The 18495-nt window shown below is 66.9% G+C and carries 21 protein-coding genes and 1 pseudogene; 11 read left to right on the top strand and 11 right to left on the bottom strand.

What is annotated here, in order from left to right:
• The first annotated feature begins 20 nt into the window (after window positions 1-20).
• A complete protein-coding gene (locus O1Q03_RS13635; RefSeq protein ID WP_098556869.1) occupies window positions 21-359 on the top strand; it encodes a hypothetical protein in 339 nt (112 codons plus the stop codon).
• Window positions 360-387: 28 nt separating this feature from the next.
• Window positions 388-1074, top strand: a complete 687-nt coding sequence (locus tag O1Q03_RS13630; RefSeq protein ID WP_269504058.1) for a DUF2939 domain-containing protein — start codon at window positions 388-390, stop codon at window positions 1072-1074.
• Between the two features lie 92 nt (window positions 1075-1166).
• On the opposite strand, the gene O1Q03_RS13625 is transcribed toward O1Q03_RS13630, so the two are convergent.
• Window positions 1167-1664: a universal stress protein gene (locus tag O1Q03_RS13625; protein WP_269504056.1), complete on the bottom strand. Its 498-nt coding sequence runs from the start codon at window positions 1662-1664 to the stop codon at window positions 1167-1169.
• A 324-nt stretch (window positions 1665-1988) separates the two neighbouring features.
• Here O1Q03_RS13625 and nodI point away from each other — a divergent pair, with 324 nt between their 5' ends.
• Window positions 1989-2903: a nodulation factor ABC transporter ATP-binding protein NodI gene (nodI, locus tag O1Q03_RS13620; protein WP_269504055.1), complete on the top strand. Its 915-nt coding sequence runs from the start codon at window positions 1989-1991 to the stop codon at window positions 2901-2903.
• A 6-nt stretch (window positions 2904-2909) separates the two neighbouring features.
• Entirely contained in the window at window positions 2910-3743 is an 834-nt protein-coding gene (locus tag O1Q03_RS13615) for an ABC transporter permease (RefSeq protein ID WP_269504054.1), read from the top strand.
• Between the two features lie 45 nt (window positions 3744-3788).
• Here O1Q03_RS13615 and O1Q03_RS13610 read toward each other — a convergent pair whose 3' ends face one another.
• The 4 genes from O1Q03_RS13610 to O1Q03_RS13595 form a co-directional block, all read right to left on the bottom strand.
• Window positions 3789-4211 (bottom strand): hypothetical protein, encoded by a 423-nt coding sequence (locus O1Q03_RS13610; RefSeq protein ID WP_269504052.1) that lies wholly within the window; start codon window positions 4209-4211, stop codon window positions 3789-3791.
• A 212-nt stretch (window positions 4212-4423) separates the two neighbouring features.
• Window positions 4424-5482: a permease gene (locus O1Q03_RS13605; RefSeq protein ID WP_269504051.1), complete on the bottom strand. Its 1059-nt coding sequence runs from the start codon at window positions 5480-5482 to the stop codon at window positions 4424-4426.
• On the bottom strand, window positions 5479-6606 hold the full coding sequence (gene mnmH / locus O1Q03_RS13600) for a tRNA 2-selenouridine(34) synthase MnmH (protein WP_269504050.1): 1128 nt from the start codon (window positions 6604-6606) through the stop codon (window positions 5479-5481). The genes O1Q03_RS13605 and mnmH overlap by 4 nt, the downstream gene beginning before the upstream one ends.
• 64 nt (window positions 6607-6670) lie before the next feature.
• Window positions 6671-7624 carry a LysR family transcriptional regulator gene (locus O1Q03_RS13595; protein WP_269504049.1) on the bottom strand — a complete coding sequence of 318 codons (954 nt, stop codon included), beginning with the start codon at window positions 7622-7624 and terminating at the stop codon, window positions 6671-6673.
• A gap of 162 nt (window positions 7625-7786) precedes the next feature.
• On the opposite strand from O1Q03_RS13595, the gene O1Q03_RS13590 reads away from it, so the two are divergent.
• Together O1Q03_RS13590 and O1Q03_RS13585 are read left to right on the top strand one after the other, a co-directional pair.
• Complete coding sequence (locus tag O1Q03_RS13590; RefSeq protein WP_269504048.1) at window positions 7787-9208, top strand: M20 family metallopeptidase; 1422 nt, start codon at window positions 7787-7789, stop codon at window positions 9206-9208.
• A gap of 34 nt (window positions 9209-9242) precedes the next feature.
• Window positions 9243-10529: an MFS transporter gene (locus O1Q03_RS13585; RefSeq protein WP_269504047.1), complete on the top strand. Its 1287-nt coding sequence runs from the start codon at window positions 9243-9245 to the stop codon at window positions 10527-10529.
• Window positions 10530-10604: 75 nt separating this feature from the next.
• Here the strand turns inward: O1Q03_RS13585 and O1Q03_RS13580 are convergent, their stop codons facing one another.
• Window positions 10605-11657: an NADP(H)-dependent aldo-keto reductase gene (locus tag O1Q03_RS13580; RefSeq protein ID WP_269504046.1), complete on the bottom strand. Its 1053-nt coding sequence runs from the start codon at window positions 11655-11657 to the stop codon at window positions 10605-10607.
• 186 nt (window positions 11658-11843) lie between these two features.
• Entirely contained in the window at window positions 11844-12281 is a 438-nt protein-coding gene (locus O1Q03_RS13575) for a PaaI family thioesterase (RefSeq protein WP_269504045.1), read from the bottom strand.
• Window positions 12282-12450: 169 nt separating this feature from the next.
• Between O1Q03_RS13575 and O1Q03_RS13570 the strand changes: the two genes are divergently transcribed.
• Complete coding sequence (locus O1Q03_RS13570) at window positions 12451-12933, top strand: winged helix-turn-helix transcriptional regulator (RefSeq protein WP_269504043.1); 483 nt, start codon at window positions 12451-12453, stop codon at window positions 12931-12933.
• Window positions 12934-13365: 432 nt separating this feature from the next.
• Window positions 13366-13989, top strand: coding sequence for a phospholipase D family nuclease (locus tag O1Q03_RS13565; RefSeq protein ID WP_332112530.1), 624 nt, complete (start codon window positions 13366-13368; stop codon window positions 13987-13989).
• A gap of 168 nt (window positions 13990-14157) precedes the next feature.
• On the opposite strand, the gene O1Q03_RS13560 is transcribed toward O1Q03_RS13565, so the two are convergent.
• The gene (locus O1Q03_RS13560) at window positions 14158-14376 is read right to left on the bottom strand and encodes a hypothetical protein (protein ID WP_269504040.1); all 219 of its coding nucleotides are present in this window, start codon (window positions 14374-14376) and stop codon (window positions 14158-14160) included.
• Window positions 14377-14503: 127 nt separating this feature from the next.
• On the opposite strand from O1Q03_RS13560, the gene O1Q03_RS13555 reads away from it, so the two are divergent.
• Window positions 14504-14851 (top strand): GGDEF domain-containing protein, encoded by a 348-nt coding sequence (locus tag O1Q03_RS13555; RefSeq protein ID WP_269504079.1) that lies wholly within the window; start codon window positions 14504-14506, stop codon window positions 14849-14851.
• 71 nt (window positions 14852-14922) lie between these two features.
• Here the strand turns inward: O1Q03_RS13555 and O1Q03_RS13550 are convergent, their stop codons facing one another.
• The 3 genes and pseudogenes from O1Q03_RS13550 to O1Q03_RS13540 all read right to left on the bottom strand — a co-directional run bounded on the left by O1Q03_RS13550 (window position 14923) and on the right by O1Q03_RS13540 (window position 16068).
• On the bottom strand, window positions 14923-15396 hold the full coding sequence (locus tag O1Q03_RS13550) for a VOC family protein (protein WP_269504038.1): 474 nt from the start codon (window positions 15394-15396) through the stop codon (window positions 14923-14925).
• 151 nt (window positions 15397-15547) lie between these two features.
• Window positions 15548-15697, bottom strand: a pseudogene (locus O1Q03_RS13545) (aspartyl-tRNA synthetase); the annotation flags it as partial.
• Between the two features lie 62 nt (window positions 15698-15759).
• Complete coding sequence (locus tag O1Q03_RS13540) at window positions 15760-16068, bottom strand: phosphatidylserine/phosphatidylglycerophosphate/cardiolipin synthase (RefSeq protein ID WP_269504037.1); 309 nt, start codon at window positions 16066-16068, stop codon at window positions 15760-15762.
• A 351-nt stretch (window positions 16069-16419) separates the two neighbouring features.
• On the opposite strand from O1Q03_RS13540, the gene O1Q03_RS13535 reads away from it, so the two are divergent.
• A complete protein-coding gene (locus O1Q03_RS13535; RefSeq protein ID WP_269504036.1) occupies window positions 16420-17163 on the top strand; it encodes a DUF695 domain-containing protein in 744 nt (247 codons plus the stop codon).
• Between the two features lie 792 nt (window positions 17164-17955).
• Window positions 17956-18420, top strand: a complete 465-nt coding sequence (locus O1Q03_RS13530; RefSeq protein ID WP_269504078.1) for a plasmid fertility inhibition factor family protein — start codon at window positions 17956-17958, stop codon at window positions 18418-18420.
• The last annotated feature ends 75 nt before the right edge of the window (window positions 18421-18495 follow it).

The raw sequence follows: 18495 nt of genomic DNA, 5'->3' as shown, positions 1-18495 counted from the left end.
GTCTCGCTGAGGAGAACATCATGGAACGCCTTGCCCGTCTGCTGCCTTTCCGTCAATTCGGTCGCCTGCGTCACCTGCGCGGCCGCACGCCCTGTGCGCCGCTGTCCGCTGCAGCGCCCGTGGTGAGCCAAGAAGTCGCAGTCGAACGGCAGGCGTCGCTGCTGCCGTCAGCGCTGCCCGCGTTCGCGCGGGTCTCGCTGAACGCCGGCCTGAATCACGCCGAGCCGGCGCGCCGCGCACCCGTGCGCGTGTATCACGGCCGGTCGCGCCTGATCATGGTCGGCACGATCGACGCCGTGTGCCGGATGATCGATCGCTGCATCGCGGAGGAACGATCGGCCCAGCAAGGCGGTCTCTGATTGCGGAACTGTCCGCACCGGAGGCATCGTGACTGAATCACCGGGCCGCACGTCGCGGCTCAAACCCCTGCTGATCGTTGCGCTGGCCGTCGTCGTGATTGCGGCGATCGGCTACGCGTACGCATCGCCATACGTCGCGCTCGGTCGCCTGAAGTCGGCAATCGATGCGCGCGATGCGCAGGCGGTCAGCGGATATGTCGATTTCCCGTCGCTGCGCATCAGCCTGAAGCAGCAGGTCACGGAGGAGTTGATGCGCCGGATCGACTCGGTCAAGAAGAACAATCCGTTCGCGGTGATCGGCGCATTGATCGGGTCCGCATTGACCGGCCCACTGGTCGATGCGTATGCGACACCCGAGGGCGTGGCCGCGTTGATGAGCGGCATACCGCCGCGCGGCAATCCGGGCGAACGCCCGCCTGACTGGTCTGGCACGCAGCCCGGCACGACTGCCGGCAATGAACCGGCCGCGCCGGCGCGCGCTCCCGCACCCGGCAGCAACGCCGCTCCGCCGGATGCGTCGGCCGCAGCGCCGTCGCCCGCACCGGCCAGCGCGAGCGCTGCGGGCCATCCGCAGCAAACGAGCGCCGGCTACCGGAATATCGATGAATTCGTCGTGACCTACCAGCGCAGCGGCGACGGCACGCGCTATGCGGCGATCTTTCACCGCTTCGGTCTGTTCTCGTGGAAGCTGTCCGCGATCGACCTGCACGCGTAATCGACCGCAATCGATGTGCATGCCGCCGATACGGCACGGCGCGCGACCGACGCGAATCGCAGGTCGAGTCAGCCGGTCACGCCGTCACTGCGTCACGTGCCGTTCGTAGTCGCCGCTTCGCGCTCGCGCGCGATTTCGGCCTTTTGCTCTTCGGCAGACGAACACGCAACCAGAATGCTGCAGTTCACGCGATCGAGCAGTTGCGTATTGCCCGACCCCATCCACCATCTCGACAACCCGCTGCGGCACCGATGGCCGACAACGACGAGATCCGCCTGCAATTCCGTCGCGAGATTCGCGATTTCGTCGATCGGATACCCGAACGCGAAATGGCCTTCGGCCTGAACGCCGCGCTCGCGCAGCCAGTTCACGCCTTCCTGCAGGATCTCGCGTGCCGTTTCCTCGAAACGCCCGCATGCGACGTCGGTCAGCAGCCCCGCGCTCTGCGCGATGCTCGAGCGCATGTCGACGACCGACAGCAAATGCGTTTCCGCCTTCAGGTCCAGTGCCAGATTGGCGCCGCACCGCAATGCCTTGCGCCCTTCGAGCGAACCGTCGTAGCACAGCAGAATCTTGTTGTAGCTAGCCATGAAGCCTCCCTATCGCGAATACGTACCGATGCATTCATCATGGTGCGCCGCAATTCCGGACGCAAGGGATGGAAAACGCTGATTCGTGCCCGCGTGGCGGGTCGCCGATGATGCAGTGCACGATCGGTGCATGCAATCGCGGTGCCGTGCGCGCATGCCCTGAAGCAACGCAGCCGATGCACTAGAATGGCCCCTTCATGCCGCCGGCGCGCGCTCGCTTCGGTCATGCTCCTGTGACACGCATTCGCGCGATCCGTTCGCATGTCGGCACGCGCGCCGGCCGCAGCGACATGCACCGCGCCCGCTTACAACGACACATTGCCCATGTCCGTTGCACCGATCGATTTCCGGAACGTCGAAAAACGCTATGGCGACAAGCTCGTCGTCGACGGTCTGTCCTTTCACGTCGAGGCTGGCGAATGCTATGGCCTGCTCGGGCCGAACGGCGCCGGCAAGACCACGACGCTGAAGATGCTGCTCGGCCTCGCCTATCCCGATGCCGGCGCCATTTCGCTGTGCGGCGAACCGGTTCCGTCGCGTGCGCGGCATGCACGCCACCGCGTTGGTGTGGTTCCGCAGTTCGACAATCTCGACCCCGACTTCACGGTTCGCGAAAACCTGCTCGTGTTCAGCCGCTATTTCGGGATGTCCGCGCAGGCCGCGCGCGCACTCGTTCCGCCGCTGCTCGAATTCGCGAAGCTGGAAAACAAGGCCGATGCGAAAGTCGGCGAACTGTCGGGCGGGATGAAACGCCGCCTGACGCTCGCCCGCGCGCTCGTCAACGACCCCGACGTGCTCGTGCTCGACGAGCCGACCACCGGCCTCGATCCGCAGGCGCGGCACCTGATGTGGGAGCGGTTGCGCTCGCTGCTTGCGCGCGGCAAGACGATCCTGATCACCACGCACTTCATGGAGGAGGCCGAACGCCTGTGCGACCGGCTGTGCGTGATCGAGGAAGGCCGCAAGATCGCCGAAGGCGCGCCGCACGCGCTGATCGAGTCGGAAATCGGCTGCGACGTGATCGAGATCTACGGGCCGGATCCGGTCGCGCTACGCGACGAGCTGGCGTCGTTCGCGAAGCGCACCGAGATCAGCGGCGAAACGCTGTTCTGCTACGTGACCGACCCGGAACCGCTCAGTGCGCGGCTCAAGGGTCGCCCGGGGTTGCGCTATCTGCATCGTCCCGCCAATCTGGAAGACGTGTTCCTGCGGCTCACGGGCCGCGAAATGCAGGACTGATCGATCATGGACGTACGCAACTATTCCACCGCCGCGCCGTCCGCACCGCCGCGCGAGTCGCGCTTCGCGATCGCGCTGCCCGCGAACGCGACCAACTGGATCGCCGTGTGGCGGCGCAACTATCTCGTGTGGCGCAAGCTCGCGCTCGCATCGATGTTCGGCAATCTTGCCGATCCGATGATCTACCTGTTCGGGCTGGGGTTCGGGCTCGGCCTGATGCTCGGCCACGTCGACGGCGTGTCGTATATCGCGTTCCTCGCGGCCGGCACGGTCGGGTCGAGCGTGATGATGTCGGCGAGCTTCGAGTCGATGTATTCGGGCTTCTCGCGGATGCACGTGCAGCGCACGTGGGAAGCGATCATGCACACGCCGCTTGCGCTGGGCGACATCGTGCTCGGTGAAATCGTCTGGGGCGCGAGCAAGGCGATGTTGTCGGGCGTCGCGATCATGATCGTCGCGGGGCTGCTCGGCTATGCGCAGTTTCCGTCGATGCTCGCGGCGCTGCCCGTGATCGCGCTCGCCGGCCTCGCTTTCGCGAGCACCGCGATGATCGTCACGGCGCTCGCGCCGTCCTACGATTTCTTCATGTTCTATCAGACGCTCGTGCTGACGCCGATGCTGCTGCTGTCGGGTGTGTTCTTCCCGATCACGCAGTTGCCGCCGGTCGCGCAGTTCGCAGCGCATGCATTGCCGCTCGCGAACGCGGTCGAATTGATCCGGCCCGCGATGCTCGGCCGGCCGGCGACCGACATCGCCCTGCACGGCGCCGTGCTCGCCGCTTACGCGGTCGGCGGATTCGTGGTCTGCGCGTGGCTGTTCCGGCGGCGGATGATGCGCTGACGGCCGGCGCGCATGGCGCCGGCGCGATACGGCGTCGCGACGACCTTACTCGTCGTCGTCGCTCCACGGAATTTCGACGTCGGTCAGGAATGCGACGGTCGCGAGCGGGCCGCCTTCGTGGCGCCCGAGCTTGCCGTCGGCCCGATGCCATTCGACGCGAAACTGCGTGCCCGGATCGTCGGCAACCAGATAAACCGCGCGCAGTTCTTCCGCGTCGGCTTCGGCGACCGGGCCGTCGAACGACACCAGCATCTTCTGCGGCCACAGGCCGTTGACCGGGTCATAAATGCGATCGCCCTGCGGAATGTCGATGCTCGCCTCGACGCCGATCGTCGCAGAGGCTTCGATGATCATCATGCCGAGCGCGTTCAGCACGGCAGTCGCCCGCGCGGAATTGGCCTGGCGGATCGCGAGATCGCCGCGCGTCAGCGCCTTTTCGAGTCGAGGATGAATCTTCGGTTGGGTCATGCGTTTTCCTGTTTGCTTCTTGTAAAGGGCGCCGCACGCATGAAGCGGCGACGCCGGATGAATACGACTCGCGCGTGGCAGGAGCGGCCTGCGCGTACGGCGGTGCGCCATCGCGCACACTGTTCGACACCGTCAGCCGGCATCTCGCCCCCCGCTTGCCGACCGCCCGCGCGACGCAGGCTCGCCGGGCTACCGCCGCGCCCGCGCGCCCGTCAGAACCCGAACGCGATCGCGAGCAGCCCGCTCGCGATCCCGAACACGATGACGAGGCCCGTGACGATCGCCAGCATGTAGGGCTTGAACGAACGCGCGAGCATCGCGAGCGACGGCACGCTGATCGGCGGCAGCGTCATCAGCAGCGCGGCGGCCGGGCCGACGCCCATGCCGAGCGACAGCATCGCCTGGATGATCGGCACCTCGCCGGCCGTCGGGATCACGAACAACGTGCCCGCCACCGCGAACGCGATGATCCAGCCGAGATGGTTGCCGATGTCCGGGCCGATATGCGGGAACAGCCACGCGCGCGCCGCGCCGAGCAGCAGCACGAGCACGATGTATTCGGGGATGAGCCGCACGGCCATGCGCGTGAGCAGCTTCACCCAGCGCACGAACGGATTGCCCGCCGCAGCCTGCTCGGCCGCCAGCGCGGCCAACTGCGCGTCGTCGATGCTGCGGTCTTCCGGATGCGCGAGCCGGTTCAGCAGATAGCCGATCCCGAACACCATCGCGACGCCGAGCACGAGCCGCAGCGCGCTCCAGTGCCAGCCGAGCACGAAGCCCATGAACACCAGCGCGGCCGGGTTCAGCACCGTGTTGCCGAGCCAGAACGCGACCGCGCCGCCCGGCGACGCGTGCCGCGCGCGCAGGCCCGCGACGACGGGCGCCGCGCAGCACGTGCACATCATGCCGGGCAGCGATAGCAGGCCACCCGCCGCGACGCTGCCGAAGCCGGTGCGGCCGAGCACGCGCGCGACCCAGTGCGCGGGCAGCAGCGCCTGCACGGCCGAGCCGAGCAGCAGGCCGAGCACCATCGCCTGCCAGATCGCCTTGCCGTACGCCCATGCGTAGTCGAGCGCCGCCTTCAGCGACGGCTCGGGCGCCGTCGCCGACGTGCCCATCAGGATCGACTGGCCGATCGAATGATGCTCGGCGGCGACGAATGCCTTGTTGTAGTACGGAAACCATTTCACGTAGAACAGCCCTGCGACCGCGATCAGCAGGAAGGTCATCGCGCCGAGCGCCGGACTGGGTTGGGTGCGTGTGGTCGTCATCGTGTGGTGGTCGATTGGTCTTGATCGGTTGAGGATTGCCCGCCTGCCGTCAGCGCGGCCGACGCAGGCAGCCCCGCTTGCGCGAGCCGGGCCAGCAGCGTGCGCGCCTGATCGCGCACGTCGACCGCGTTCGGATGGAACGTGAACGTCAGCGCCCGGTTCGGCTTGTCGTAGGTTGCCCGGTAGGTGCGCGCATAGGCGGGATCGTAATGCTTGTCGATCAGTTCGGTGAACAGCTCGGCCCGCGCGTCGGCATCGATCAGCGCATCCCAGTGCGCCACCTGCGTGCGGCTGTGCAGGCCGATCAGCCGCTGGAGCTGCGCCTTGAACACGGCGGGCGCGTCGAACAGATGCGCGTAGTCTTCAAGGAGGAACGCGATGCGCTCGTCGTGCGGCGCGTCGACCTGCACCCACGGCCCGGCGTGAAATGCGTCGATCAGTGCGATCGGCAGATGCACGAGCCCGATCCTGCGGCTTTCCGATTCGACGAACACCGGCCATTCGGGGTCGAACCGCGCGAGTGCGTCGACGAGCCGGGAATCGAACCCCTTCTGCGACGGCTGCGGTTTGCCTGGCAGCGCGCCGAGCAGGGAGCCGCGGTGGCACGCGAGCGCCTCGAGATCGAGCGTCTGCGCGCCCTCGTCGCCTAGCGCGTTCAGCAGCCGCGTCTTGCCGCAGCCGGTATGACCGACGAGCGCGATGTAGCGGAATCGCGTAGGCAGCGTGTCGAGCGTCGCGCACACCGACTGGCGGTACGCCTTGTAGCCGCCGTCGAGCTGACGCGCCTGCCAGCCGATCAGGTTGAACCAGTTCGTCATCGAGCCCGAGCGCTTGCCGCCGCGCCAGCAGTAGATCAGCGGCCGCCAGTTGCGCGGACGGTCGGCGAACGTGGTGTCGAGATGGCGCGCGATGTTGCGCGCGACCATCGCCGCGCCCACGCGCGTCGCTTCGTACGGCGATACCTGCCGGTACATCGTACCGACGATCACGCGCTCCTCGTTGCTGAGGACGGGCGCGTTCAACGCGCCGGGAATATGGTCCTCGGCGAACTCGAGCGGCGTACGCACGTCGATGATCTCGTCGAACTCGCCGGCGCGATCGAGGGTGACAATCAGGTTCTTCAATTTGGCGTCAGACAGGGGCGATGCGGCTCGGCGAGCCGCACGGGCACGGAAGGCGGATTCGCGATTATCTCACGCCCGGGCGTCCCGGGCCGCGCTCCGCGACGGGCGGCGCGGATGCGGCGCTCATCACGTCGACCAGGTGATCGCGAAACGCGCGCACGGATGCGGGCAGATCGCGCCCCGCCATGGTCTGCACCTGGATGCTGCGCTCGCGCAATTGCGGGTTCGTCACGGGCACGATCACGAAGCCGTCCGCGTCGAAACGGTCCCGCACCGACAGCAGGCCCGTGAACATCACGGCCCCGGTGCGCTGCACATAGCGATACATCACCGCGGTGTTGTTGCTGGTCAGCTCGGGCGCGAGCATCAGCCCGTCGAGCACGCACGCGATGTCGATCAGCTGGCGCACCGTCGTGCCGGCCTCGGGCAGCACATGCGGGTGCTGCGCGACATCGGCGAGCGACACCGATTCGCGCGTCGCGAGCGGATGATCGTGCCGCACGAGCGCGAAGATCGGCGCGCGCTCAGTATGTTCGACCCGCACGCCCTGCTCCGGCGCGAGACTGAACGTCAACCCGATATCGGCATCGCCGTCGCGCACGCGCCGCGTTGCGTCGGCCGGCGACCCGACCCATACCGAGAAATCCACACCCGGATGGCGCGCCTTGAAGCTCGCGAGCGCGCCCGGCAGGAAATCGATCGCGAACCCTTCCGAGCACGCGATCTTCAGCAGGCTGCCGTGCAGCGCGTCGAGGCCGCCGATTTCCTTCATCACGTGCTCGGCCTCGAGCATGCTGCGTTGCGCGAAGCCCAGCAGCCGTTCGCCGGCTTCGGACAGCACCATCCCGCGCGGCCGGCGCTCGAACAGCGGCGCGCCGAGTTCGCTCTCGAGCTTCGCGATCTGGCGGCTGATCGCCGACACGGCCACGTGCAGCCGCGCGGACGCATCGCTGATCGACCCGGTGCGCGCCACTTCGACGAAGTACCGCAGCGCAAGACCATGCAGGAAAGCCGCCATCGTTCTGTACCCCAGGCCGCTCCGGGTCGTCGAGCTTTGCCTTTTCGGCAAAGAAATGTTCGAAATTTGATCATTGTGACAAAAAAAGCGGCTTTCTAGAATCGATCGCACGCCCGGTTGCGCGCGCCGCGCACGCCGGAAACATGACAGAGGAGACACGTCTTGAGCCGTACCGCCGCCATCCAGCACGCGCTGAACCAGTTCGAATCGGGCGCGTTCTTCGCGACCCTCGGCCGCCGCGTCGGCCTGCGCACCGAAAGCCAGGAAAGCGGGACGGACGCCGCGCTGCGCGCGTACCTGACCGACGAGATCGCGCCCGAGGCCGCCCGCCTCGGCTTCACGTCGCGGATCGTCGACAACGCCGTCGACGGCGGCGGCCCGTTCCTGCTCGCATCGCGCCACGAGGACGACACCCTGCCGACCGTGCTGATCTACGGCCACGGCGACGTCGTGCGCGGCTACGACGCGCAATGGCGTGCGCCGCTGTCGCCATGGACGCTGACCGCCGAAGGCGATCGCTGGTACGGCCGCGGCAGCGCCGACAACAAGGGCCAGCACACGATCAATCTCGCCGCGCTGGCGAGCGTGCTCGACGCGCGCGGCGGCCGGCTCGGCTTCAACGCGAAGTTGCTGATCGAGATGGGCGAGGAAACGGGCTCGCCGGGCCTCGACGCACTGTGCCGCCACGCGCGCGACGCGCTCGCGGCCGACGTACTGATCGCGTCCGACGGGCCGCGCATCGCCGCCGAACGGCCGACCGTGTTCCTCGGCTCGCGCGGCGCGGTCAATTTCAAACTGAGCCTGCGCGCGCGCGACGGCGGCCATCATTCCGGCAACTGGGGCGGGCTGCTGCGCAATCCGGCGACCGTGCTCGCCAACGCGCTCGCGAGCCTCGTCGACGCGCGCGGCGCGATCCGCGTCGCGGGGCTGCGCCCGCCGCCGATTCCGGCGGCCGTTCGCACGGCGCTCGCCGACCTGTCGGTGGGCGGCGGCCCGGGCGATCCCGCGCTCGATGCCGACTGGGGCGAGCCCGGCCTGTCCGCCGCCGAGCGCGTGTTCGGCTGGAACACGTTCGAGATCCTCGCGTTCAAGGCCGGCAACCCCGAACATCCGGTCAATGCGATTCCGCCCGTCGCGTATGCGCACTGCCAGCTGCGTTTCGTGGTCGGCACCGACTGGGAAGCGCTGCACACGCATCTGCGCACGCATCTCGATGCGCATGGCTTCGCCGACATCGAGATCGACGTCGAGCGCGGTGCACCCGCGACGCGCCTGTCGCCGGACGATCCGTGGGTGCGCTGGGCCGTCGCGTCGCTCGCACGCACGACCGGCAAGAAGCCCGCGATCCTGCCCAATCTCGGCGGCACGCTGCCGAACGAAGTGTTCGCCGACACGCTCGGGCTGCCGACGCTGTGGGTGCCGCATTCGTATCCGGCGTGTTCGCAGCATGCGCCCGACGAGCATCTGCTCGCGAGCGTCGTGCGCGAGGGGCTGCAGATGATGGCCGGCCTCTTCTGGGATCTCGGCGATGCCGCGCCGCCCGTTCGCCGCGCGGCACCCGTCGCAGCCGGCGCCGCCCTGTAACGCGTTTCGCCCTTTCTCGGGACATGCTCACACGATGAATACGACCACCCTGACCTCGCAGGACGCCGCCAGCCCCAGCGCCGCGAAGATCCGGCGCATCATCTTCGCCGCGTCGATCGGCAACGCACTCGAATGGTTCGACCTGATCGTCTACGGCTTTTTCGCGGTGACGATCGCCAAGCTGTTCTTCCCCGCAACGAGCGAGGCGACGTCGCTGCTGCTCACGCTCGGCACGTTCGGGCTGTCGTACCTGATTCGGCCGATCGGCGGTTTCGTGCTCGGCGCCTATGCGGACCGCGCGGGCCGCAAGGCGTCGCTGCTGCTGTCGATCGGGATGATGATGGTCGGCACGCTGCTGATCGCGCTGATGCCAACCTACGCATCGATCGGCATCCTCGCGCCGCTCGGGATCATGCTGTCGCGGCTGATGCAGGGCTTTTCCGCCGGCGGCGAATTCGCGAGCTCGACCGCGTTCCTCGTCGAACACGCGCCGCAGCGGCGCGGCTTCATGTCGAGCTGGCAGTTCGCGAGCCAGGGGCTCGCGACGCTGCTCGCGTCGGGCTTCGGTGCGCTGCTGACGTCGACGCTGAGTACCGCGCAACTCGAAAGCTGGGGTTGGCGCATCCCGTTCCTCTTCGGCCTCGCAATCGGTCCGGTCGGGCTCTACATTCGCCGCTACGTCGACGAAGGCGTCGAGTTCAAGACCCAGGCGCGCTCCGAAGCGCCGGTGCGCGAACTGTTCGCTGGCCAGAAGATGCGCGTGCTGCTGTCGATCGGCGTGCTCGTGATCTCGACCGCGATCAACTACATGGTGCTGTACATGCCGACGTATGCGATCAAGCAGCTCGGGCTGCCGGCGTCGACCGGCTTCGCGGCGACGCTCGCGACCGGCTTCGTGCTGACGCTCGTTACGCCGCTCGTCGGTCACCTGTCCGATCGCACCGGGCGCATTCGCGTGATGGCGGCCGCCGCCGTGCTGATGCTCGTCACCGTGTGGCCGACCTTCGTATGGCTCACGCATCATGCGTCGTTCGCGACGATGCTTGCCGCGCTGATCTGGATCGGCCTGCTGAAGGCGACGTATTGCGGCGCGCTGCCGGCGCTGATGGCCGAGCTGTTCCCGTCGCAGACCCGTGCGACCGGTCTCGCGGTCAGCTACAACACGGGCGTCACGCTGTTCGGCGGCTTCGCGCCGTTCATGATCACGTGGCTGATCAGCGCGACCGGCAACCGGTTGTCGCCGGCGCTGTATCTGATGGGTTGCGCAGTGTTGAGTCTCGTCGCGCTGCTGGTCGCGCGCACCCGGCTCGGGATGCGCTGACGACGCTCACGACACCGCCACGCGCGTCGAACGGGGCCCGTCGCGGCATCGGTGCCGCGCCGGGTCGCGCGCCGTTTACGGCGCCGGGTTCGGTTGGCGTTCGTGCAGCGCGTCGATCTCGGCAAGGATCTCGTCGGACAACGTGACGTCGATGCTGCCGATGTTTTCCTTCAGCTGCTCGAGCGACGTCGCGCCGACCAGGTTGCTGCGCACGAACGGCCGGCTGTTGACGAACGCCAGCGCGAGCTGCGCGGGCGACAGCCCGTGGCGTTTCGCGAGCTCGACGTAGCGCGACGTCGCCTCGACCGCCTGCGGCTTGCTGTAGCGCTGGAAGCGCTCGAACAGCGTGATGCGTGCACCGGCCGGGCGTGCGCCGTTCTCGTACTTGCCGGACAGCCAGCCGAACGCGAGCGGCGAATAGGCGAGCAGGCCGACCCCGTCGCGATGCGTGAATTCCGACAGGCCGTTTTCGAACGTGCGGTTCAGCAGGCTGTACGGGTTCTGGATGCTCGCGATGCGCGGCAGCCCGAGCTTGTCGGCCGCACGCAGGAATTGCGCGACGCCCCACGGCGTTTCGTTCGACACGCCGATCGCGCGGACCTTGCCGGCCTTCACGAATTCCGCGAGCACGCCCAGCGTTTCCTCGATCGGCACCGTGTACGCGTCGTCGACCCACGGATACGCGGGACGGCCGAAGGTCGTCGTGCTGCGATCGGGCCAGTGCAACTGGTAGAGGTCGACATAGTCGGTCTGCAGGCGCTTGAGGCTGCCGTCCAGCGCTTCGGTCAGGTTCTTGCGGTCGAACTGGTTGCCTTCACCGCGAATATGACGCGGATTGTGCGGCTGCCGCGCCGGGCCCGCGATCTTCGTCGCGAGCACGATCCGGTCGCGCTGCGCGCGATGCTGCGCGAGCCAGGTGCCGATGAATTGCTCCGTGCGGCCCTGGGTATCGGGCTTCGGCGGCACCGGGTACATTTCAGCGGCGTCGATCAGCGTGACGCCCTGCGCGAGCGCGTAATCGATCTGCTCGTGTGCGTCGCGCTCCGAATTCTGCTCGCCCCACGTCATCGTGCCGAGACCGATCAGACTGACTTCGATGCCTGAATCGCCGAGTGTGCGGTATTCCATGCTGTTCCTGTCGCGTCGGTGGAAAGCAGGAACGCTACCACATCGAAGCAAACGCTTCAGATGGCCGATGCGCACGCTTACAGGCTCCCTTCCGTACGCCGCACATGCAGCGTCGCAGCGACGGCCTGCGCGCGCCGCGTTCGCGTTGCGCTGGCCCCCGGAGCCGGGCCGCGGCCGCCTGCCTCGTCATTGCGGCCGCTGGATGAAGCACGTCGCCGACGCGTGCGCAACGATCTTGTCGTCCGGCGTCTTCAGCGTGCCTTCCGCGACGCCGAGCGAACGCGACAGGTGAATCACGCGCCCTTCCGCGATCAGCTCGACGTCGCGCGGCACCGGCCGCAGCATCTTCACGTGCAGATCGACCGTGCCGTAGCCGACGCCCGCGTCGAGCATCGAATGCACCGCGCAGCCGGTGACCGAATCGAGGACCGTCGCGGCGAACCCGCCGTGCACCCCGCCGAGCGGATTCAGGTGCCGGCCGTCCGCGCGCGCGGACATCTTCACGTAGCCGAGTTCGACGCCCAGCGGCCGCATCGGGATCGTCTCCGAGATCGATGCGAGCGGCACGTCGCCCGACACTGCCGCGCGCAGCAGTTCGATACCGGACAGGGAAAGCGGATTCATCGGGTGGTCTCCTGATTGCAAGCGCGTCGCCGCGCCAGTAAGTTCTAAATTGGAACTCATTATTGACAAGCGCGTCGGGCTTGTCAACGCAACGGGCGCCCGTCGCAACCGAAGACGGGTTCTATAATCGGTCCCGCTCCTTTGCTGAACCGCCGCACGAGACTCGATCATGAAATGGGATGACATCGGTACGCTGAACTGTTCGGTCGCGCGCACGCTCGCCGTGCTCGGCGACCGCTGGACCATGCTGATCCTGCGCAACGCGTTTCTCGGCTGCCGCCGCTTCGACGCATTCCAGACGCAGTTGGGCGTCACGCGCCACGTGCTGGCCGAACGGCTCGCACGCCTCGTCGACGAAGGCGTGCTGGACAAGCGCGCGTATCAGGAACGCCCGCCGCGGTTCGAATACCGGTTGACGGAAAAGGGTCTCGACCTCTACCCGGCCCTGCTCGCGCTGATGACGTGGGGCGACCGCTGGAAGGACGACGGCCAGGGGCCGCCGGTGCAGTTGCGCCATCGAAACTGTGGCCAGCTGATGCATGCGGTCGCGGTGTGTTCGGCGTGCGGCGAACCGCTCGATGTGCACGACGTGCAACCGGAACCCGGGCCCGGGTGGATCGCGCGCAAAGACGCGGGGCCGCTCGATGCGTGACGTCGCGCGCACGGCGCCTGCTGCGCGCGCATCGCAACGGATCCGTCGCGTATAGCGCATACGTCGGCAGCGTCGCGTCTCGCATGACGGGCATTCGCGTTGCTGCGCCCTTCTGTTCCATTCACACACCGCGCCGAATCTGCCGATTGCATTCGCGCATGTCCACATTTCGTCACGCCGGGATCGTGCGCGATCCTCGTGCGTACGCACGCGTTCTTCACCGCCATCAATCGATCGGCGCGATCATCGACTCCGTATAGGGATCGCTCGACGTCACGAACATCGTTGCGTCGGCGCGCGGCGCGCGGCACGCGGCACGCCACGACGCGGCGCAACGCAACGCGACGCGGCTATTCGCGTTCGGGCGTGACCGCGCCGCCACGTCTGCGTTACACTCACGGCCCGCTGTCTCGAAATTATTCGCTGTCCAAGATGTTGTCGCGCAATCGCCTCGCCGCCGCCTGCCTCGCTGCCTCCCTGCTCGCCACACCGTTCGCCGCGTTCGGCAAGACGCACAGCGAATCGCTGTTGCAGCAGGCGTTCGACTACATCGCGCAACTGCTGCCGGCCCCGACACATGAAGCGCCGGCCACGCAAGCCGTCGAATCGGCGTTCTCCCCCGATGACGGTGCGGAAGCGCTCGTGCTGAAGGCAATCGGTGCCGCGCGCAGCTCGATTCGCGTGGCCGCCTACTCGTTCACGTCGCCGCCCGTCACGCGCGCGCTGCTCGCCGCCAAGAAACGCGGCGTGAATGTCGCGGTCGTCGTGGACGACAAGGGCAATCGTGCGAAGAGCAGCAAGCAGGCGCTGAACCTGCTCGTCAACGCGGGCATTCCGACGCGCACGATCGATGCCTACGCGATTCACCACGACAAGTACCTCGTGATCGACGCCGAACACGTCGAGACCGGTTCGTTCAACTACAGCGCTTCGGCGGCAAGCCGAAACTCCGAGAACGTCATCGTCGTGTGGAACAATCCGCAGCTCGCATCGCGCTACCTCACGCACTGGCAAAGCCGCTTCGACCAGGGCACGCCGTACCGCTCCTCCTACTGACGCATCGCACGCACACGAATCGCAAGCGCCGTTCGCGTGCGGCGCGGCGACTGCCGGCGTCATGCGGAATCCGCTCGCGATGACGTCAATGATCGGCGTGCGTCGCGTGCCGATCAACCTGGCCGAATGGCCGGCACACCGGAGCTCGAGTCGTGGCGATCCGCGAAGTCAATGGATGTCGGGCGATCGCGCCGCAGGTCGTGCATCGGCGGCGCACCGGCTGACCTGAGTCGACGCATCGCTCGCCGTACGTGGCGACATGTCGCGTTCGCCGCCCGGCAGTGCGCTCAGCACGCACTCCATGCTGAGGTTCAACGTGTTGTGGATCATCGGGTAAAGCAAGCACAGCGCACATGCGAGATACCCCGCGTACAGAATTCGAGTCATGGTGCGATAGATGAATCATTGATCTCGCTCTGTTTTACGGCATCGCACCGCATAGCTTGAGGCGCCGACCACCGGTCACACAGTCCGACGCAGCGTCGCGACGCATCCAGACCGCTGGTGTTCGTCGATCAACGATCGCTTCGGCCACGCCGAAGGCGACCGCGCGCTCGAGGCGTTCGCCGAAACGCTGACGCGCGCGCTGCGCGACAGCGACGTGATCGCCCGGCTCGGCGGCGACGAGTTCGTCGTGTTGCTGAGCGCCACCGATCCGGCCGACGTCGGCGAGCCGATCGAGCGCGTCACGCAGGCGCTCGCGCTGCGCAACGCGGCCGATGCCCGCGGCTATGCGATCCGCTTCAGCGTCGGCCACGTCACATCCGATCCCGCGCGGCATCGCACGGTGGGCGACCTGCTCGAGTCGGCCGATCGCCGGATGTACGAGAACAAGCAGCGCCGCAAGGCCGCCGGCGACTGAACACCAACGAACCGCCCGCCGGCTTGTACCGCCGCGCCGGCTTTCCATTCAGCGCGATTTGTCCGGTTCGATCAGCCCCCGCACGGCGGCGCACTCGCCATCGCGTCCGCGATCTGTTCGGGCGTCAGATCGCGCTGGTGCGTGGCGATCGACCAGCGATGGCCGAACGGATCCTCGACCTGCCCATAGCGATCGCCCCAGAACATGTCGGCGGCCGGCATCTTGACCGTCGCGCCGGCCGCAACAGCCTGTGCGATCGCCGCGTCGACGTCCGGCACGAACAGGTGCAGGCACACCGGCGTGCCTTTCAGCGTCTTCGGCCCCAGCGCGCCGTGCTCGGGCATTTCATCCACCAGCATCAGTGTCGAATCGCCGATGGCGAGGCATGCGTGCGCGAGGCGGCCGTCGGGCGCCGGCAGGCGGAACCGCTCGGTCGCGTTGAACGCACGTTTGTAGAAGTCGATTGCTGCTGCGGCGCCGGCGCAGATCAGATGCGGCGTCAGCGTACGCATCCCTTCGGGGATCGGGTTGACGGACGTGGCCATGGGTGTCGCTCCTTCAGTCGGTTTGCGGACGCACGCACGATGCGCACGCCTCCGAACCTACGACGGCCGAGCCCGACGGAAATCGACATGCGTGACGACATTTTTTTGCCCCACCCGCCGAAGGGGCGACCGGATCGTCTACGCCCCGGAATCAGTCCACTTGACGGGCGTAATCTTCCGGCCTCCCGAACTGCCGACGGCACGCCTCCAGCAACGCGGCAACCGCGTCGAGCGGAAAATCGGCAAACCGGTTGATCGGCAGCATCACGCCGCCCGGCACCCTGGCGCGCGGCGAATGCGCGAGTGTTCGCGTGCGTCGGCACCGCATGCGCCGGCAATTGCAACGATCCGCCGTTTCGCCGTTCAGATTTGCGGAAGATCCCGCAGCGTACGCGACTCGTTCGTCACATCGACGTCGAGCTCGATACCTTCAGACGCGTCTCGATACAGCACGCGCTTCAGTTTCGGTCCCACCGCCGTTCCGTCGACTTCGTCGAACACTGCGTGAACGTCGTTGCCGGACGCGAGCGCGTGCGCCACCTCCGCCACCGCTGCTTCGCTCGGCGTCGCGGCCCATGACCGGTCGGCCGGATTGACGGCCGCCCAGCGCACGTGCGTCACCCGCGCGCTGCGCGGATCGATTCGGACACCATTCACCGCAAACATCGACATCGCAGTCTCCTTCGAAATTGTTGCGGCCCGCCGCGCACCGCGCGTCGAGTTGCGTGCGTCGGACTCGCATGTATTGCCTGCCCGATCAGCCACGAGAAATCGTCACCGCACCGTCTCGTAGTCCGGTCGTTCTGGATACTGGCGCGATGCGATCAGGCCGCTCGGCCGTCTTGCGCAACGTGCGCGAGCGCCGAACCATGAAACGCGATGGCCATGCGCGACCGCTCGGACTCGATTGGGTCGGGATCCCGGGGCTCACGATCATGCGCGCATCGTCGGCCAACGCGATTTTCGATGATACATTGGGACGCTTTGCAACCGTCAACAGACAATCGTGCACGGGAGAAACACATGACCGACGCCTGGGGAACCTTCCCTGCCAGAATGGGCGACCATCAGGCCTTCATCAGCTTCAATCACAGCTACGCGGAAATCGCCGAAAGCGATCCGCGCACGGCGCTGCTCAGCGTGCGCGTCACGCTCGCGCATCCGACGCCCGACGGCCTGCCGAGCGGCGACGAGTTCGCCGATCTCACCAGGATCGAGGACCTGCTCGATGCCGCCGTGCTTGCGAGAGACGGGGTACAGGTTGGCCGCATCACCGTCGACGGCAATCAGGATTTCATGTTCTACGTACCGTTCGACGAGGCAGCCGCGACCGAGATCGTCGACTCGCTGGCCGACCAGACGACCTACGCGCTTCAGTACGCGTACCAGGACGATCCGGACAAGGAGACGTACTGGCGCACGCTCTACCCGACCGATGACGACTGGCAGTTGATGCGCGACATGCGCGTGCTCGAAGCGCTGCGGCAGCAAGGCGACGTGAGCGACGTGAGCCGGCGCGTGGTGCACTGGGCATACTTCCCGGAGCCGAGCGACGCGCATCAGTTCGCCGACTGGGCCGAGGCGAAAGGCTATCTGGTCGAATCGGTCGCACCGACGGAGGACGGCAAATCGGCCGTGCGGTTTGCACACGAAGGCGCGACGACGCTGGCCGACATCACGCACCATACGCTCGCGATCAATCGCGAAGTGCGCTCGCTCGGCGGCGAATACGACGGGTGGGAAACCAGCGTCGAGCAGGCTGGCTGAGCCGGCGGCAATACGCGTTGCACGTAGTTGGATCCAGACAGGCTCGGGACAAAAAGCATCCCGGCAGCGCCGTGATGCGCCGCCGGGATCAAGGCATCACCGGCCCAGACCGGTGATGGGCCCAAGCGGCCGCTTGGACACGAGGAAAGCGATTCATGTGGAGCAGGCGAACGGATGCCGGGGCGCGAAACGCGGCCTGCCGAACGCCTGTCCGGTTCCGCCGACGCGGCGTGCATGCGTCGGGCGGCCAAAAAGCCCCGCTCCTGCGCGAGCGAGCGGGGAAACGGTTGACCGGGCCGGGGTAGATCGGTCAACCGGTCAGATTGTGAATCGCCGTCCGTGCAATCGTCTGTGCGGCAACTCACCCTTTCAACCGGAAAGGCCGTGTGCTGCCCGAATTGCGTTACGGGCGCAAATGCAACAGCGGCGGCCGGTGCGAACGCGGCGCCGAGATGCGTGGGCGAGTAGAAGATGTCGTGATATTTCTCGCGTCCCAGCTGACGCGCGGCCCATCGCTTGTCCGCTTTCACGCGCTGCGTGAATCTTGTGTGACTTTCGTAGCGCGCTCCATTCCAATCGGCAGTATCGCGATATTCTCGCAAGCTGCCGATGTCGACTGAATACGCATGATCGGACCGTTCAAGCAGTTGCTTCGTGACCGGTTCGTTGTGCCGTTCGGTCACACACGATTCGCCGCTCGTATTCCGGGTATCCGTCTGCTACGCGGCCGTGGTCGTGATTGCGCTGCTACACTCGAACCGTAAAAAACGGCATGCGCCATCAGAGGAAATAATGACAGTCGCTCGGGCACAACAGGACGGCGTGGAGGTCTGGATCATCCAGCTTCCCGGGCACGCCGCCTATGCCTATACGCATCTGAAGCGGGTGTTCGCATCCGACGATTCGCGACATCGTGTCGTGACGGTCGACCTGCGGAAACTGCTGGCCTGCGCCGACCGCGACACGACCGACTATGTGCTGCCGTCGGTGCAGTACTGGGCGCCCGGCAAGGCTGCCGGCATCCGCGAATTCCTCGACCCGGACGAGGCGAGGATTCCGGACATGCCGTTCATCACGTTTCGCGAGATAAGAACGCGAACGCTGCTCGGCATCCCGGGCCTGTCGAAAATCGGCGTCGCGTCGTTCCGCAACGGTCAGCATCGTGCGCGCTATCTCGCGTACGCCGGGGCGACGAGCTTGCCCGTCGAAGTGCATGAAACCGAGGCCGATTTGCTCGTGCGTTATTGCGGCGAGTAACCGAAGGCGGGCGGCGGCTTTTCCGGGAAGGACATATAGCGTGCAGCGGTTCGATGCCCGGTCGCGCTGTCGGGC

It is taken from the genome of Burkholderia sp. IMCC1007, from assembly GCF_027257875.1.
Taxonomy (GTDB): domain Bacteria; phylum Pseudomonadota; class Gammaproteobacteria; order Burkholderiales; family Burkholderiaceae; genus Burkholderia.
This window is presented reverse-complemented; position numbering and strand designations above follow the sequence as displayed.

Coding starts and splice junctions, on each gene's coding strand:
- O1Q03_RS13635 (WP_098556869.1), top strand. CDS start 21: ATGGAACGCCTTGCCCGTCTGCTGCCTTTCCGTCAATTCGGTCGCCTG.
- O1Q03_RS13625 (WP_269504056.1), bottom strand. CDS start 1,664: ATGGCTAGCTACAACAAGATTCTGCTGTGCTACGACGGTTCGCTCGAA.
- nodI (WP_269504055.1), top strand. CDS start 1,989: ATGTCCGTTGCACCGATCGATTTCCGGAACGTCGAAAAACGCTATGGC.
- O1Q03_RS13615 (WP_269504054.1), top strand. CDS start 2,910: ATGGACGTACGCAACTATTCCACCGCCGCGCCGTCCGCACCGCCGCGC.
- O1Q03_RS13610 (WP_269504052.1), bottom strand. CDS start 4,211: ATGACCCAACCGAAGATTCATCCTCGACTCGAAAAGGCGCTGACGCGC.
- O1Q03_RS13605 (WP_269504051.1), bottom strand. CDS start 5,482: ATGACGACCACACGCACCCAACCCAGTCCGGCGCTCGGCGCGATGACC.
- O1Q03_RS13595 (WP_269504049.1), bottom strand. CDS start 7,624: ATGGCGGCTTTCCTGCATGGTCTTGCGCTGCGGTACTTCGTCGAAGTG.
- O1Q03_RS13585 (WP_269504047.1), top strand. CDS start 9,243: ATGAATACGACCACCCTGACCTCGCAGGACGCCGCCAGCCCCAGCGCC.
- O1Q03_RS13580 (WP_269504046.1), bottom strand. CDS start 11,657: ATGGAATACCGCACACTCGGCGATTCAGGCATCGAAGTCAGTCTGATC.
- O1Q03_RS13575 (WP_269504045.1), bottom strand. CDS start 12,281: ATGAATCCGCTTTCCCTGTCCGGTATCGAACTGCTGCGCGCGGCAGTG.
- O1Q03_RS13570 (WP_269504043.1), top strand. CDS start 12,451: ATGAAATGGGATGACATCGGTACGCTGAACTGTTCGGTCGCGCGCACG.
- O1Q03_RS13565 (WP_332112530.1), top strand. CDS start 13,366: ATGTTGTCGCGCAATCGCCTCGCCGCCGCCTGCCTCGCTGCCTCCCTG.
- O1Q03_RS13560 (WP_269504040.1), bottom strand. CDS start 14,376: ATGACTCGAATTCTGTACGCGGGGTATCTCGCATGTGCGCTGTGCTTG.
- O1Q03_RS13550 (WP_269504038.1), bottom strand. CDS start 15,396: ATGGCCACGTCCGTCAACCCGATCCCCGAAGGGATGCGTACGCTGACG.
- O1Q03_RS13540 (WP_269504037.1), bottom strand. CDS start 16,068: ATGTCGATGTTTGCGGTGAATGGTGTCCGAATCGATCCGCGCAGCGCG.
- O1Q03_RS13535 (WP_269504036.1), top strand. CDS start 16,420: ATGACCGACGCCTGGGGAACCTTCCCTGCCAGAATGGGCGACCATCAG.
- O1Q03_RS13530 (WP_269504078.1), top strand. CDS start 17,956: ATGACAGTCGCTCGGGCACAACAGGACGGCGTGGAGGTCTGGATCATC.